General features: G+C 43.3%; 15 protein-coding genes and 1 pseudogene. 11 read left to right on the top strand and 5 right to left on the bottom strand.

The features are described 5' to 3' along the window. Positions 1–227: 227 nt before the first annotated feature. From CAN90_RS11360 to CAN90_RS11325, 9 genes and pseudogenes are all read left to right on the top strand, one after another. Positions 228–1,259, top strand: coding sequence for a sugar ABC transporter substrate-binding protein (locus CAN90_RS11360; RefSeq protein WP_085833932.1), 1,032 nt, complete (start codon positions 228–230; stop codon positions 1,257–1,259). Positions 1,260–1,348: 89 nt separating this feature from the next. Further along, on the top strand, positions 1,349–2,350 hold the full coding sequence (locus CAN90_RS11355; protein ID WP_085833931.1) for an ABC transporter permease: 1,002 nt from the start codon (positions 1,349–1,351) through the stop codon (positions 2,348–2,350). A gap of 2 nt (positions 2,351–2,352) precedes the next feature. Then, entirely contained in the window at positions 2,353–3,864 is a 1,512-nt protein-coding gene (locus CAN90_RS11350; protein WP_085833930.1) for a sugar ABC transporter ATP-binding protein, read from the top strand. Beyond that, on the top strand, positions 3,861–4,910 hold the full coding sequence (locus tag CAN90_RS11345; RefSeq protein WP_242953638.1) for an ABC transporter permease: 1,050 nt from the start codon (positions 3,861–3,863) through the stop codon (positions 4,908–4,910). Before CAN90_RS11350 ends, CAN90_RS11345 begins: the two co-directional genes overlap by 4 nt. Before the next feature lie 47 nt (positions 4,911–4,957). Continuing rightward, positions 4,958–5,860 carry an amidohydrolase family protein gene (locus tag CAN90_RS11340; RefSeq protein WP_085833929.1) on the top strand — a complete coding sequence of 301 codons (903 nt, stop codon included), beginning with the start codon at positions 4,958–4,960 and terminating at the stop codon, positions 5,858–5,860. Between the two features lie 35 nt (positions 5,861–5,895). Next, complete coding sequence (locus tag CAN90_RS11335) at positions 5,896–6,921, top strand: zinc-binding alcohol dehydrogenase family protein (protein ID WP_341456304.1); 1,026 nt, start codon at positions 5,896–5,898, stop codon at positions 6,919–6,921. Between the two features lie 206 nt (positions 6,922–7,127). After that, the gene (locus CAN90_RS13625) at positions 7,128–7,268 is read left to right on the top strand and encodes a hypothetical protein (RefSeq protein WP_159450379.1); all 141 of its coding nucleotides are present in this window, start codon (positions 7,128–7,130) and stop codon (positions 7,266–7,268) included. Positions 7,269–7,284: 16 nt separating this feature from the next. Further along, positions 7,285–8,838: a recombinase family protein gene (locus tag CAN90_RS11330; protein ID WP_085833928.1), complete on the top strand. Its 1,554-nt coding sequence runs from the start codon at positions 7,285–7,287 to the stop codon at positions 8,836–8,838. A 21-nt stretch (positions 8,839–8,859) separates the two neighbouring features. Next, positions 8,860–9,069, top strand: a pseudogene (locus tag CAN90_RS11325) (manganese catalase family protein); the annotation flags it as partial. A gap of 218 nt (positions 9,070–9,287) precedes the next feature. On the opposite strand, the gene CAN90_RS11320 reads toward CAN90_RS11325, so the two are convergent. Then, on the bottom strand, positions 9,288–9,449 hold the full coding sequence (locus tag CAN90_RS11320) for an IS3 family transposase (protein WP_423236551.1): 162 nt from the start codon (positions 9,447–9,449) through the stop codon (positions 9,288–9,290). Between the two features lie 195 nt (positions 9,450–9,644). Further along, on the bottom strand, positions 9,645–9,971 hold the full coding sequence (locus tag CAN90_RS11315; protein ID WP_085833926.1) for a winged helix-turn-helix transcriptional regulator: 327 nt from the start codon (positions 9,969–9,971) through the stop codon (positions 9,645–9,647). A 184-nt stretch (positions 9,972–10,155) separates the two neighbouring features. Between CAN90_RS11315 and CAN90_RS11310 the strand changes: the two genes are divergently transcribed. Then, positions 10,156–10,482 (top strand): cupin domain-containing protein, encoded by a 327-nt coding sequence (locus CAN90_RS11310; protein ID WP_085833925.1) that lies wholly within the window; start codon positions 10,156–10,158, stop codon positions 10,480–10,482. A 42-nt stretch (positions 10,483–10,524) separates the two neighbouring features. After that, positions 10,525–10,905, top strand: coding sequence for a VOC family protein (locus tag CAN90_RS11305; protein ID WP_085833924.1), 381 nt, complete (start codon positions 10,525–10,527; stop codon positions 10,903–10,905). A 547-nt stretch (positions 10,906–11,452) separates the two neighbouring features. Here the strand turns inward: CAN90_RS11305 and CAN90_RS11300 are convergent. The 3 genes from CAN90_RS11300 to CAN90_RS11290 all read right to left on the bottom strand — a co-directional run bounded on the left by CAN90_RS11300 (position 11,453) and on the right by CAN90_RS11290 (position 16,217). Next, positions 11,453–13,516 carry a HelD family protein gene (locus tag CAN90_RS11300; protein ID WP_085833923.1) on the bottom strand — a complete coding sequence of 688 codons (2,064 nt, stop codon included), beginning with the start codon at positions 13,514–13,516 and terminating at the stop codon, positions 11,453–11,455. 637 nt (positions 13,517–14,153) lie between these two features. Next, positions 14,154–15,245 (bottom strand): NAD(P)-dependent alcohol dehydrogenase, encoded by a 1,092-nt coding sequence (locus tag CAN90_RS11295; protein ID WP_085833922.1) that lies wholly within the window; start codon positions 15,243–15,245, stop codon positions 14,154–14,156. Positions 15,246–15,317: 72 nt separating this feature from the next. Further along, positions 15,318–16,217, bottom strand: a complete 900-nt coding sequence (locus CAN90_RS11290; RefSeq protein ID WP_085833921.1) for a LysR family transcriptional regulator — start codon at positions 16,215–16,217, stop codon at positions 15,318–15,320. Between the last annotated feature and the right edge of the window lie 52 nt (positions 16,218–16,269).

Genomic DNA, 16,269 nt, shown 5'->3' with positions numbered 1-16,269 from the left:
TGCAATTTTAACAAATCTTTTTCTGCTTGTTTTTGACTTCTATTCATTGACTTTATATAAATTTTGCTGTATTCTGTTACTTGCAAAGGGCATAAGGCCTATAAAATGCCGGTGCTGTCATACAGCATTTATTTTTTTACCGCATCTTGTATACATGTTGTATACAAGATGATGGGACAAACTAAATTAAAAAGCAGAACGGCATGAAAATTGAAGGAGGAATAAGAATGAAAAAGAAGGTACTTTGTTTGGCATTGGCTGCTACGATGGCACTCAGTGCAGCGCTGACTGGTTGCGGTGGAGTAAAGGTGGATGGCGAACAGAAAGCTCCCGCTGCTTCTTCCGGTTCGACTGCAACAGCTGCGGTGAAAAAACCCTATGCGGATCCTGTTAAAATTGCATTTGTTCCCAACGTAATTGGTGACTCGGTCGCTACTGCTTGGGGCGACGGCGCACAAAAAGAGCTGGCTGTGTTTGAGAATGTTACTTTCCAGCGCTTTGATGGTAAGGCTTCTGCTGAAACTCAGGTGCAGATTATGCAGGACCTCGTGAACCAGAAGTACGATGCAATTATTCTTCAGGCTGCCGATTCCGCTGCTTTGGCTGGCTCTGTTCAGCAGGCTGAAAAGGCTGGTATTCCGGTTATTACTTTGAACCTCGATGCTTCCACTCCTCATGCAGGCTTAATCGCGATGGTTGACTACGAGGCCGGTGCGCTGGTAGCAAAATCCATTGCAGAATCCATTAATAAGCAGGGCAACGTTGCTATTATTCAAGCTACACCCGGTGCAACCCGCGGTGAGATTCTGGAAGCTGGTTTCCGTGATGAAATGAAGAAATATGAAAATGTTAAAATCGTAGACGCACAGAGCGGCGAATGGCTAACTGAAAAGGCAAACGTTGTTATGAACGATTTCCTTACCAAGTACAGCAAGCTCGACGCTGTGTTCTGCCACAACGATGCAATGGCTGAGGGTGCCGCTCAGGCTGCCGAGGCTGCCGGCCGTTTGAAAGACATTAAGATTTGGGGCGCTGATGGCGAGAAGAAAGCACTCGAGTACATTGAGCAAGGCAAAATGGCTGGTACCATTTACACCAACTGCTACGACCAGGGCGCAACTGCTGCTCGTTTGGCAATGTATCTCATTGGTTCTGAAGCAGATACAAGTGCTTATACCCAGACTCCTATCATCAAAATGGCTCCCATTGTTGCTACCAAAGAGACCGTATCTTCTATCAGCAAAGACATTCGCTGGTAATTTTTGACTAAGAGGGCAGCGAGGTATAAAAACAACTCTCGCTGCCTTTGCTTTTTAAACTTTCAATTTGATCGAAGGAGGATTCGATTGTGCGTCAGGAAACCGTTCGCAGATTGGTTTCAGTAGGTATGCTGCTCGTTTTGGTTATGATTTTTGGTTTGAGCAGTCCTTACTTTTTTACCGCTAACAATCTGTTTACATTATTAAGAGAAAGCGCAACGGTCGGTATTATTGCGGTTGGTGTATCATTCGTTATTATCACTGCGGGTATTGATTTGTCTACCGGTGCTTTGGTTGGCTGCGTATCTATGTTATGCGCCAATTTGCTTTATTACACAAACATTCCGGCCCCGATTATCATGCTGATTGCCGTTGTGGCTGGTACAGTTGGCGGATATTTGAACGGAGTTTTGGTGACGCTCCTTCGTTTGCCAGACTTTATCGCAACTCTTTCTACCCAGTTCCTATTCCGTGGATTGGCACTCATTTTGGCCATTCGCACCGCAACCGGTATGATTAGCAACCGCGTGATTGATAACCCCGCCATCTTGATTTTGGGCGGAAGCATCAACGGTGTGTATTTGGCAATCATTGCGTTCTTTATTATTGCAGTCGTCGGGCAGTTCTTACTGAAACGAACAAAGCTTGGTGTTTATACTTATGCAGTAGGTGCAAACCGTAAATCTGCCGATTTGTCCGGCATCAATACAGACCGAATTAAGCGTTCTGTATTTGCACTCACCGGTTTTTGCTGCGGTGTTGCTGCATTGTTCCTCATGGGTAAAATGCGCAGCGTAACACCAGACACCGGCATTGGCCTAGAGTTCGACGTTATTGCTGCCGTAGTCGTTGGTGGCTGTGCGTTCAGCGGTGGCCGCGGCGATATTTTTGGTACCGTAATCGGTACGTTGTTTATGGCTGTTTTAACAAACGGCATATATAAATATAACCTGCCAACTGCGACCCAGCTGATTATTAAGGGTGCAGTCATCGTGGTAATGATTGTATTTGATTCTGTGTACAACAAATACATGGAAGAGAAGAAAACGAAAGCTCAACAACTTACGGACGAGGCAAAGGAGGCGGCGTAGCAATGGCAAGAGAAACTCTGCTTCAAATGTCGGGCATTGAAAAAAGCTTTAACGGCGTTCGTGTGCTGAAGGGTGTTGATTTAAACATCGCCAAAGGAGAAGTACATGCCTTAATGGGTGAAAACGGAGCCGGTAAATCCACTTTAATTAAGATTTTAACCGGTGTTTACCCCAAGGATGGCGGTGTAATCCACTTTAACGGCAGCGATTGTGAAATCACAAGCCGTAACGATTCCTCTAAATTGGGAATCGGCGTTATTTACCAGGAATTGAGCCTGATTCCTACCTTGAGCGTTGCCCAGAACATTATGCTGGGGAAAGAAAACAACGTGTTTGGGGTCCTTAAGATTAAGGAGATGCACAAAAAAGTAAAACAGCTGATTGAAGACTACGATTTTGGTTTTTCACCAGATGATATTGTCGAAACCCTTAGCATTGCGCAACGGCAGATGGTTGAAATTTTGAAAGCACTCAGCGAAGATTCCTCTTTGATTATCATGGATGAGCCGACGGCTTCCTTGAGCAGCAAGGAATCGGAGCAGCTTTTTGAAATTATCTGTCAGCTTCGTGAAAAGGGGGTTAGCATTCTATATATTTCTCACCGTTTGGAAGAAGTTTTCCGCTTAGCAGACCGCTTGACCGTTCTTCGTGATGGCCGTAAGGTAGATTGCCTTGAAAAAGAGCAGATTGACCCGTCCGAAGTGATTCGGATGATGATTGGTAAAGAGCTGAGCGAAAGCACCGCTTCAAACAAGCTTAAAAAACCCACTTCTGAGCCAATGCTCGAAGTAAAAGGGATAACCCGTAAGGGTGTTTTTGAAAACATTCATTTTACCCTGCATAAGGGGGAGATTCTTGGTATTGGCGGTCTGGTTGGTTCCGGCCGTACCGAAGTATTGCGCTGCATTTTTGGCGCAGATAAATACGACAGCGGTACCATTGAATTTGAGGGCAAGCCGCTCACCGGTTCCGTTGGTCAGCGCATTCAAAAGGGCTTTGGCTTGGTACCGGAGGACCGCAGAACGCAAGGCTTTGTTCCGCTTCTCTCCATTTCGCGCAATGTGGCAATAACCAATTACGACAAGCTGAGCAAGGCAAGCGTCGTAAATCTTTCTGAAGAAAAGAAGATTGGCGTTGATACAGTTCGCCAGCTTGACATTCGCCCAAATAATGCTGCTGTACCGGTTGGGAATCTCTCCGGCGGTAACGCACAAAAGGTAGTTTTGGGCAAATGGCTGACACGTGATTTAAAGGTACTGCTCATTGATGAACCAACTGCTGGTATTGACGTTGGCGCGAAAGATGAAATCTACAAGATTATTGAAAATCTCGCTGAAAACGGCGTTTCTGTTATTTTGGTTTCCTCCGATTTGCAGGAGCTGCTACGAGTATCGCAACGTATTCTGGTGTTCCGCAAAGGCCATATCTTCAAAGAGTTTAGCGATGGTGTCATTACCCAGGAAGATATTCTGATGGCGGCATCTGGTATTGACGGAGAGGAGGAGTCCAAATGAAACTGTTGCAGAATTTGCAGCATAAGAGCATAAAGGAATGGATGGGATTTCTTCAAAAACCGTTAATTCTAATCGGCCTTATGGTTGTACTTACCATCATTCAGCCGGGCGTGTTCCTCACCGGCAGTAACTTTATGAGTATTTTCCTTGCCATCTCCATTTATGGTGTGATGGTTTGCGGTACGATTTTTCCCATTCTGCTAGGCGGTATCGACCTTTCCGTTGGTGCGGTTGCCGCTATGAGCGGTGCCTGTGTGGTTCTCACTGTTATCCATTTTGGGTACAGCACAACAGGAGTCATTCTGGGCGTGCTGCTTGGTCTTGCGTCCGGTATGATTGCAGGTCTTGTCCACGGTGTTTTGGTAGCTAAATTTAATGTTCCGGCATTTTTAATTACTTTGGCTTCTCAGAACATTATTTACGGTATTGCACAGCTTCTTACTGGCAACCAAGTTATTAACTGCCTGAAACCTGCCTCCTTTACCTTCATCGGCGGCGGTAGACTGTTGGGGATACCATTCTCCATTTACATTTTAACCGTAGTGGCACTTATTTGTTATTTCATCTTAAACCATACCACGTTCGGCCGTAAAATTTATGCGGTTGGCGGCAACGATGTTTCGTCTGACCTTTCTGGTATATCCAGTAAAAAGGTAAAGGTTGCAGCTTATGTTATCTCTGGATTTACTGCAGCCTTAGCCGGTATTGTTTTGGCAAGTATGAACCAGCAGGCAATTGCGAAAGCGGCTGCCGGCTATGAAAATGATGTTCTTACCGCCATTGTTGTGGGTGGTACCAGCCTCATGGGCGGTGAAGGCTCTTTGCAGGGTGCTATGTTCGGCGCACTGTTGGTTGGTATGCTCAGTAACGGTCTGCGCCTAATGGGTGTGCCCTCCACTTACCATAGTGTGGTAAAGGGCATTGTTATCATTGCAGCCGTTGCAATTGATGCTTACTCTCGTTACCGCAGAAGTGGCTTGCAGCGCAATAGTAAGCTGTTTGGTAAAAAAACATGCAGCCCGGTACAAGATAAGAAAAAGAAATAATTTAGAGTTCTTTCCGATTGTTCAAAGAAAAGAAAGGAGCTTTTTGCATGAAGGTAATCGACGCCCATACGCATGTATTTGAATCCTTAGCTGGATTCGGCGCAAAGGGTGAATTAAGAAGCCTTGGCGCAGGCCGCGCACGTTGGGCCAACGGTGAGGAGATTCAGATGATTCCGCCAGGAATGGGAGACAGGGAGTTTACTCCCGAAACTCTCATTGCTTTGATGGATCAGCATGGAGTGGAGAAGAGCGTATTACTGCAAGGCAGTTTTTATGGTTTTCAAAATGACTACACTTATGAAGCGGCGCAAAGATACCCCGACCGTCTCATTGCGAGTGCCACCTTTGATCCTTTCTGCAAACAAGCAGATTCTCTTTTGAATCGTTTTCTAACGGAAAGAAAGATTCGTGTAATTAAGTTTGAAACGAGCTCTGGCGGTGGATTGATGGGGTATCATACCGATTTTGCCATCGACGGAGAGGTATTCTCCTCAATCTTTCAAACAATTGCTAAATCAGGGGCAACGCTGGTGCTCGACATCGGCAGCCCCGGTATGGCAAGCTTCCAGCCGGAGGCGGTAGCGAATGTAGCCCGCAAATATCCACATATGAATATTGTGGTGTGCCACCTGCTTGCCCCTCGTCTTGGCGATGATAAGGCTCTGGCAGAGGGCCTTAAGAGCCTTGCACTCGAGAATGTTTGGCTCGATTTAGCAGCAGTGCCGTGGAACGTATCTCCTGAGCAATACCCGTACCCCACTGGAATTCACTATATTGAGCTGGCAAAATCCATTGTAGGTGCTGAAAAGCTAATATGGGGAAGTGATGTTCCCAGCCCCTTAACCCGCGATAGCTACGAGCACTTAATGAATTATATGCTTGGCGCTTTTACCCCGCAAGAAGCAGAAAATGTATTTTACAACAACGCAGTAAAAGCATTTTCACTGTAATAAACTATACTCAAGGAAAGTCTGTGTGATCCCTAATGAAAATGAAGTACATTACGATTCCCGAGCCTGGAAAGGTTAAAATCAGAGAGACCGAGCGTCCTGAACTGCAAGAAGGGCACGCTGTTTTAAAGCTCCTGTACGGTGGCATTTGCGGTTCTGATATGGGAACGTATAAAGGCACTTTTTTATATTCTGAATACCCCCGCATTCCCGGACATGAGTTTTCTGCAGAAATTGTTGAAATTGGTGAGAACGACCGCGGCCTGAAAGCGGGCATGATCGTGACGGCGAACCCTTATTTTAACTGCGGCAAATGTTATTCCTGCCAGCGTGGGTTTGTAAACTGCTGCACCTCGAACCAAACAATGGGTGCACAACGTGACGGTGCTTTCTCACAGTACATCTCCATGCCGATTGAGCGCATTTATGACGGCAAGGGTTTGTCTGCTAAAATTCTGGCTTCCATTGAGCCGTTTTGCATCAGCTACCATGCCGTAAAGCGCGCTAGTGTTAAGGCTGGCGATAAGGTGCTGGTCGTTGGTGGTGGCACAATCGGGTATTTGGCAGCCGCTGCCGCTAAAATGGTAGGAGCCGAGGTTTATGTAAGTGATATTTCCGAATCTAAGCTGCACTTTGTAAAAGAGCTTGGCGTTGACGGTACTATTTTGAATACAAGTGAAGAAGCATTCAACGAGCAGGTAAAAGAGATTACCGGCGGCAATGGCTTCGATGTTTGCATTGAAGCAGTTGGTCTTCCTTCCACCTTTATGAACTGCATCAACGCGGCTGCATTCCGTGCCCGCATAGCTGTGGTGGGAATTGGCAAACAGAGCCTCGATTTCTTCTACTCCATCATCCAGACGAAGGAATTGGACATTTTCGGCTCCCGCAATGCCCTTAAAGAGGATTTTGAAGAACTTATCGATTTTGTGAAAGACGGAAAAGCCAATTTGGAGCCGATTGCATCTGCTGTTTATGAATTTGAGGATGCAGAAAAGGCATTTAAAGAAACGGCAGAACTCGGCGCACAGCGCCTCAAGGTTCTAATCCGTTTTGAATAAAAGTACATTTAAATGCTTATTCCTAACAATTTGATATAAACTCGCTTGAATCACCATCTATTTCCGTGGGGGGAATGGGTGGTGATTCTCCTTTTTTCGTAGAGAATCCCGCAGGAGCACTTACACGCAAAGCTTTTCTTTGCGAAACAACGAATACAGTACAAACCCCTTTACATATGTTGTAGCAAACAGACGGGGGTGCTTGTATGGTAAAAACGGACTATATATGTGAGAATGTATTTCAAGGCAATACGGAAGAAGAGCGCAGCCAAATGCTGACCGATATTTTTACAAAGCTGATTCAGTATTACGAAAACGCAGAGTCAGCCTCTCAGGTTTTGGTATAATGCAGAGGGGAACGAAATGAAAGCTGCCATCTATTGCAGACTCTCCGAAGAAGATAAAAACAAACGCTCCGAAATGCAGGACAGCGAGAGCATTCAGAATCAGAAATCGTTATTGATTCAATATGCGATTGAACACAACTGGGAAGTCTTCCAGATTTATTCGGACGACGATTACGCTGGTGCAGACCGGAATCGTCCGGCCTTTCAGCAGCTTCTTGCCGATGCAGAACAGCGTAAATTCGATATTGTACTGTGCAAAACACAATCCCGCTTTACGAGAGAACTCGAAATGGTGGAAAGCATCATTCACGGTAAATTTGTAGAGTGGGGAATACGCTTTGTAAGTGTGGTAGACAATGCAGATACTGCGTTAAAGGGGAATAAAAAGTCTCGGCAAATTAACGGGCTTGTTAACGAATGGTACTTAGAGGATTTGTCAGACAATATAAAAAGTGTGCTGACGAACCGTAGGAAAAACGGAATCCATATTGGCTCGTTTGCGTTATATGGCTACCAAAAGGACCCTCAGAAAAAAGGGCACTTAGTCATTGACCAAGCTGCCGCAGAGGTAGTGCAAGAGGTTTTTACATTGTTTTCTCAAGGCTATGGAAAAACCGCCATTGCAAGAATGCTTAACGAAAGAGGTGTGCCCAATCCTACGGAATACAAGCGGCTGTGTGGGCTGCGTTACCAACAGCCCAAAACTCAAAATAGTACGCTATGGCGCTATTCTGCAATCGCGGATATGCTGACCAATGAAACCTACATTGGTAACTTGGTACAGGGCAAATACGGGAGCGTTTCTTATAAAAGCAAGCGCAATAAGCCGCAGCCCAAAGAAAAGTGGATACGGGTAGAGCATACGCATGAGCCGGTAATTGATTTAGCACTGTGGAACCGGGTACAAGCGATGCTCGAGCAAAAAGCAAAGCCCTTTACAGATGGAACAATCGGTCTGTTCGCCAATAAGGTGCGCTGTAAAAGCTGTGGTTATGGCATGCGCTCGCAAAAAAGCCGGGGGAAGTATTACTTGCAATGCTCCACTCGTCATATGAAGAGGGGGGCATGCCCCGGTGCATTTATCTCTGTAGATGTGTTAGAGCAGCTTGTTTTGGCGGAGCTGCAGCACCATGTGGCACAGTATTTGCAGGTAGGAATGCTCCAAAAAAATGTGCGCCTGCAAGATCGGCAAGAGAAGCAGAGAAATAAACTGCAATATCAAATAGATCGTGACCAAAATCAACTGGAGACTTACAGCCAAGGTCTAAAAACCCTGTATCTGGATAAGATAAACGGTTTGGTTACTGAGGATGTATATCGCGAATTTTTCAAAGACTTTTCCCGAAATCAAAAACGTTTACAGAGTCAGCTTGAGAAAAAGCAGGCAGAGTTCGCTATGCTGATTGCAAAGCAGCAAACAGATGGCAGAAAGAAGACAAAGCTGGAAGATTATCTGCGAGTAGAGCGTTTGACCCGCCCGATGGTCGAATCACTGATTGATTGTATTTATATTTCAGCACGTGAGCCCGGTACAAACCGCAGAACCATAGAAATACACTGGAAGTTCTAGCAATGTAGTCGTTACAAACGCGCAGCAGAACAAAAGGCCCGCACTACCTACGATAACATCCTTCGTTTCTGCGATGATCCAGACGTTATTGACCCCATTCGTTTCCTGCGCCAGAGAGAGGTTGTGCACTACCAGCGCTTCGGCGAAGGCCTGCGAATTACTACTGACCATTTAGACAGCAAGAACTTTTATGCGTTTAACCCGTCGTTTGATAAGAAGCCAATGCAATAAGATTTTAACTTAGTAGGATACGGCAAGATTGCCGTATCCTTTCTTTTAATAGAAGACTGCCACTTGCTTTTTAGAAGCAAGTGGCAGTCTTGGGCGTAGTGTATATTTGATGGAATACAGTCAAATTCATAAATCGCAATCGCTAACATTAAGTTGGTCTGTCCCCGGACATTGTACCAGATACAATGTTAGTTTCCTGTGTAACCCCGTGACGTAAATTAGGTCATAGTAGGAATAACGCTCTGTTTCTTTGGCAGCTTAAGCCCTTCTTCTCTCCAGACACGCTCCACTCGGTTGTGATTGGTCAGGATCCCTCGGTTGAGGAGCAACGCTTCCACCATGCGGTAGCCAACCTCGCCGTAGTTGCAGGCAGTTTCTATGACGGCAGACGTACCGGATGAAATCGATAGGCGGTTCGTCTTACGCTAATTGCCGAACAACCCCGCCGCTCAGTCAGTCCTTACGTTAGTATAAGTGTTAAAATTAAAGGAATCTATTCTAAGTCTCGCCGTTACTGTATATTAAGAGCCTGCAATGCTCAAAGTCGCAGGCTCTATTGTTTTTTTAGGATTTTTTTAATCTAAATTATTTTGTTTTAAATGCTCTGTACCCCACTTATTCATTTCATCCAGAATTGGTTTTAGAGAGCTTCCAAGTGCGGTAAGAGAATATTCGACTTTTGGAGGAACCTCAGGATATACCTTTCTATATATGATTCCATCCGCTTCCAATTGCCGTAGCTGCTGTGTTAACATCTTCTGACTTACACCTTCAATCCCTTTATAGATTTCTCCAAACCTTTGTGTACCATTATGGAATAGATTCCTAAGTATAAGCACTTTCCATTTGTGACCAATCAAGTCGACTGTATGGGCAATAGGGCATGATTTATCACATGGCATAATTCTTACTCCTATCAATGAGATGTATTACTTACTTTTTGGTTAGTATAACACATAATAGTGCCTTCTTGCAAAAAATCCGTAACAATATTATAGTGAACTTACAGCAGTTACCTTTTAAATTAGTTAATATAGATTTGAATTGTTAATGATAGCTGAATACTGACGTTTGGAGTAATGTATAATGAAAAAAATCAATATTAGTGATATTCTTGAGTTCACAGCTGATAAAAGTGCACGTAAAGCAATCTTTAAAGAAGGCCAGCTGGATACAGGGCTTTTGCTTTACACACCGGGACAAACAACACCCGACCATAAGCATTCGAATATTGATGAAGTCTTCTATGTAATTTCTGGTGAGGGAACAATCACAATAGAGGGCGAAGAGATACTTGTAAAAGAAAAGGATATTATTTTTTCCCCCAATGGTGAGACGCATGGATTTAATAATACCGGTTCTGACAATTGGGTAGTGCTACAGATTAAGATTGATACTTCTAAAAACGATTAATCTTATTTGAAGCAAATTCAGATAGTAAACAGGAGGTACTTTATGTTTACGCGAATAGACCATGTTGCGTTTTCTGTAAAAGACAGGCAAAAGTCAATTAAATTTTATGAAAAGAACTTTGGTTTCAAAAAATATTATGAACACGATGTGCCCGGTGTATCAAACCTTGAAAAGGTCGTTTATCTTAAGTTAGGGGACACCGTTTTAGAATTTGAACATTGGACAAATGAAAAGCAAAATAGGGGTTACCATTTCTGTCTTATTAGCGATGATTTTGAGTCGGATTACCAAAAGCTGAAAGATGCAGGAGTTCCAGTTGTAACAGAACCACATCTTCCAGAACCCAGAACACCTCAAGAAGCAGGTTGGAAAAGAGTCGTTTTTCAAGGTCCTGATGGTGAATTGATAGAGTTTCGTGGATGAAAGTAGTAACACCGTGTTATGCTTTTTATATCAATTCAAAATAACAATAAGCTTAATTAATCCTCCTAATCCGATATCCACTTGACACAGTAGCGCAGAATAAAGTTACTCCCCACTGCCGGTCTTGAAGAGTTGGCAGAAGGGAGTAATTTTATTTAGAACGCATCTTTAGGTGCCTTATTCTATTAAATCCATAGCAGTCGTTTTAAGCTTTGCTAAAAGTTGAAAATTGCCCCCCAAACTACAGCACTAACCACGGGAAGTATGTAATGGTATATAAAATTTGTAACATCAGTATCTAATGGATTATATTATCTATAGCTTTGATTCTATCCAACATTTTGAGCAAGAATTTAAAGATTATTTAGAATACTAAAATAATCACCGTAGCAAGACTAAACGGAAGGGCTTACCGCCTGCTATTTAAAGACAATAAGCCATCTCGGTTGCATAAAAAATTTACATATAACTTTTTTTGGATCACTTCATTATAGGATGATGTAGTCATTTTGGGATTTTTTGTTTTTTGCAAAAAAAGAAAAATTGCTTATTTGCTGTGTAAAAATTTTGTTTCTTTGCCGCAGCACGTGATATCTAATTTGTGCATTGCTCTGGTGCAGGCAATGTACAATAGGCTCCGGTCAATCTGTGTTTTATAAAAATTATCTGAAACATCGGGTAGAATAACCTGATCAAATTCCAGTCCTTTTGACATATGGACAGACGTGATGATAATACCGTCTTGATATTCGTCGCTGCCAAAATCCAATAGAATCACATTGTCATACACGGGATTCAACTGTTCAAATAACCACTGTGCCTGTTCTTGCGATTTGCAGATAATTCCCAGCGAAGCGTGTTCTGACTGTTTAAATCCATCCATCAAATTCTTTATGATAGAAAGCTGTTCTTCTGGATTTTCACAAACCGTTATGGTGGGGGCTTCGCCGTGACGTTCCACCGGAATCAGCTTTTTGTTGTCTAAAATCTGTTGTGTAAATCGGCTGATTTCAATGGTAGAGCGGTAACTGCGGCATAATTCCACACATTCACATCCATCAAAATAGGGCTGGATTTTTTCTGCGGACGAAGAGGTGTAAGGGTTTACGCTTTGAAAGCTGTCACCCAGAATCGTCATTTTACAGGAAAACAGCTTCGATAAAACCGCATATTGAATGGGCGTGTAATCCTGCATTTCGTCGACCAACAAATGTTGAATATGCTTGTAATTTTGCTCGATGCCCTCAAAATACAATTTGGTATACAAAAAGGGAGCAACATCGCAAAATTCAAAGGTATTCTTTTTGACCATGCAGAACAAATCCTGTTGACCAATGGAACGGTAAAAATCTTGATACAGCAAAAGCGTATCGTTAAACGGGAACATTTTTTGAATGCTACTTCTGACCTGTCGGGCAACGGCGGCATCTACCTTTTTGGCGGTATTTCGCTTGTAGCGCTCAATTAAATCATCGGCGATTTTACGAAGCCTTTTTTTAATGGGCAGGCGTTTCAACAGCATATAATCCAAACGGAGTTTTTCTTTTGAAACAACAATGCCCTCTATGGAAAGGTCGGTCGGTAGAAACAAACGCTTGTCAGCGTTCTGTAAATACGCTTGCAGCTGTTCCACAAAGTCATTGGTTGCCTTAAAGCCAATTCTTGCAATGGTTTTTTCCTCTGCATGTTCCAACAGGCTTTCTACCTGCTCTGAAAACGTCTGATAATCGTACTTTTTGCTAAGAAGATCGATTGCAATGTCATCAAATCCCATTTCAGCCATATTTTCTTCGCCCAATTCGGGCAGGACGTTTGAAATGTAGTTGCTGAATACCTTATTCGGGGAAAGAATCATTACATTTTTCGAGGTCAGCGTTTTTTTGTAACGATACAGTAAAAATGCCACTCGATGCAATGCGATAGAGGTTTTACCCGAGCCGGCGGCCCCTTGTATGATTAGTACCTTTGCCTCTTCGTTACGTATGATTGCATTTTGCTCCCGTTGAATGGTGGCAACAATGTTCTTCATCTTGTCATCCGAATTTCGGCTGAGTTCCTTTTGCAGAACTTCGTCACCGATGTTCAGCGAACTTTCAATCATATATTCCATTTCGCTGCTGCGAATTCGATATTGCCGTTTCAGCGTCATGTTGCCTTCGATTTTACCAATGGGTGCTATATAGTATGCGGGGCCGGTTTCAAAATCATAAAACATACTGGAAAGCGGAGCACGCCAGTCAAAAATAATGTTGTCTGCTGTGGCAGGGTCTTTAAAGGTGTGCATCCCAATGTAAAAGGTTTTCTCTTGGTCTTCGGTCACTTTGGCGAAATCAATTCGCCCAAAGTAGGGGGATTCAATCAGTTTTTCAATCTGCTCGCGTTCTGCGACAGCTCGTTCGCCAAAAGCCACGCTATCGTAAATAGCGGTTCGATTCGCTGCCTTTTCGGCAGAATCCAGTTCCGCTAAGTTTTCATGGATATACCGTTTGGTTTCTAATATTCCGGTTGAGTACTGGTCTATTTTGTTTTCAATTCCTTTTAATGCGGTTTTCAATATTTGCTGAACTTCTCGTAAGTGCTGTTTTTCATCAGCTTCGGTTTGGTGAATCATTGTTCATCTCCTTTTTCCAGTGCATTACAGTATACCATAAGTAAGGTGGAAAATAAAAAAGTTCCGAGCTTTTCTCTTAAATAAAAAAGGTGTAGTAACAGTATTGCCGTTTTTTAAAACTTAAAATACGAAAGCCAGTATAGTCGTTTCACTTGAAAAGAAAGTGCCGTTTTAATGTGCCAATTTTTAGGTTAATTGACTATCACTATGGTAATCAGAGGGATGGGAAAACAAATATGCTTACGGAAATTGTGTTGCCGCTTTTTATGCTTTGGTGAAAGTCTGCGAATTACTTGGACAGAAAGAATCTCTATAAGTTCAATCCGGCATTTTATAAGAAATAACGGTATTGGCGTATTGTCATGCCCATAACAGAAAAGACCCCGTTCGGTCGACTAGTTCATTCCTGTCTGGCGAATAGGGCCTTTGTATAAGAAATAGCTTTCACAAAATACCGGATGGAATGGGTTGTATACTAGAAAAAATCAAAAGGGCTCTACTGCATGTGTTTTACAAGCAGAGAGTCCTTTTGATTGTTTCATAAAAATATTTTTAGATTAATTCATAGAAGAGCCACTTTGTGTTTTTCACTTAGTTTTGTATCTTCCATGCGGAAGATAGTTAACAAGAAGAGCTATCACATTTTCAGGACGGCCTTGATTACCTTGCCGTTGTGAGAATCTTCAAACGCTTGATTTATATCTTCAAAGTTATAATAGGTGATTAGCTTGTCGAATGGGAATTTTCCCGCCCTATAATATGCAATTAGCTTTGGAATAAACAGCTTGGGAATGGAGTCGCCTTCTACCACACCAATTAAGCTTTTGGCTTCGCCCATCAGCTCCGCCTGTACATTGATAGTCAAATCACCTGTTGCACCGAGAACGACCGCGGTACCGCCAGAGCGCGCACAGGCAAGAGCCTTTCTTACAAAGTCTGAAACGCCACTGGTGTCGATTGCATAATCAGCTCCGCCATTTGTAATTTCTTTTATCTTAGCTACAATGTCGTCGCATTCCTTACGGTTAATGGTGTGGGTTGCACCCAACTCTTTGGCAAGTTCCAGACTTTTGGGGTTGCCGCCAATTGCAATAATAGTAGCACATCCAGCAATTTTTGCTGCCATAATAGCACTCATTCCCACAGTGCCACATCCATATACAGCAAGGGCAGAACCGAATTTGGGGCGCAGTCGATTCAGCACCGCACCTGCTCCGGTCTGTATTCCGCAGCCCAAAGGGCCAACAAGAGTAAGATCGATATCTTTATCAACCTTTACCGCACTTTTTTGATTTACTACTGCATAGGTCGCGAAAGAAGATTGTCCAAAAAAAGAAGAAATTTCTTTCCCATCCTGAGAAATTCGTTTGGTTTTATCCGCCATTACTCCACCAAAGTTGATCTCATTTAGATGGTCGCAAATGTAAGGCTCTGCTGATAAGCAGTGGTCGCACTCGCCGCAAAATCCAAAGGAAATTCCCACATGGTCGCCGGGCTGAAATTCGGTTACCTGACTGCCTACTTGTTCCACAATGCCGCAGCCCTCATGGCCAAATACAGCCGGCAGCGGTACGGGAATAAACTGCTGCTGTGCAACTTCATCTGTGTGACATACTCCGCAGGCTACAATCTTAACTAAAAGCTCATCTGCCTTTGGTGCACTTAATTCAACCTCTTCAATGTGAAATGGCTGCCCTGCTTCTCGAACAATTGCTGCTTTACTTTTCATTTTCGTAACCTCCTATTATTAAATAAAAGTCCGGCGTTGCACCGGTAGGGGGATATATGTCACAGTCCAGATTTAACCGGTCTGATCAATAACGTGGGTATTGCACAGGCTGCAAATATAATTCAAAAAGGTTTGTACGGCGTAACTCGCCTTGCGATTGGGTTTGGTAATGAGGCAAACCTCCCAGGTGCAAGTGGGGTCTGAAAAAAGGACGGCTCGAGTGCCCGGCAGGCTATCGCAGATAAAAGAAACACTTACGCCGATCCCTTGATTGGCTCGGCTTAGTTTTTGTACGAGCATCATTTCCATGGTACTGCAATAAATTTGAGGTTCAAATCCCGCCTTACGACATCGATCTATAAAATTATGGTGCAGTTTAAATTCTTGGTTTACTAAGATAAAACGTTCATTCCGCAATTCTTCAAAGCAAACATTTTTTTTTTGCGAAAGAGGATTTTTTTCATTGATTAGAAGGCACATTTTGTCTCTTTTTAATACGCGGGAACAAAAGCGGGATTCCTCAACTGGTGCGATTGTAAACCCCACATCTGCTTGTTCGCTGTAAACCGCTTGTTCGCAGAGGGTGTCCGGGTATTCTTTAATAGATATTAATATATTAGGGTAATTTCTTTGAAAGTTCAGTAGCCAATCTGGTGGAAAAGAGCTGATGACTCCAAATGAAAAAGCGGCCTCTACTTTGCCTTGCTGTGATTCTTTCATTTGTGCAATGTCGGAGCAGACACATTCTAGCTCATCCAGAATAGGTGCAGCTCTTTTTTCAAGATACTCGCCATATTGTGTCAGCCGAATACCACTATTTGTACGGTCAAACAATGGCACGCCTAAATCAGATTCCAATTTTTGAATTGATTTGCTTAGTGCCTGCTGTGAAATATATAAGCTCTTCGCTGCGCTCGAAAAACTCCTTTCGCGGCAGATTTCTAAAAAATACTTTAGCTGCCTGTTTTCCACAACAAATCCTCCTATTTTAGATGAAATTGTTTTATTAATTGTAGCAATCGCT

The organism is Clostridium merdae (assembly GCF_900176635.1).
In the GTDB taxonomy this organism is placed as follows: Bacteria; Bacillota; Clostridia; order Oscillospirales; family Acutalibacteraceae; genus Faecalispora; species Faecalispora merdae.
The sequence above is the reverse complement of the archived record's forward strand: the minus strand, read 5'-3'. Positions and strand labels throughout refer to the sequence as shown.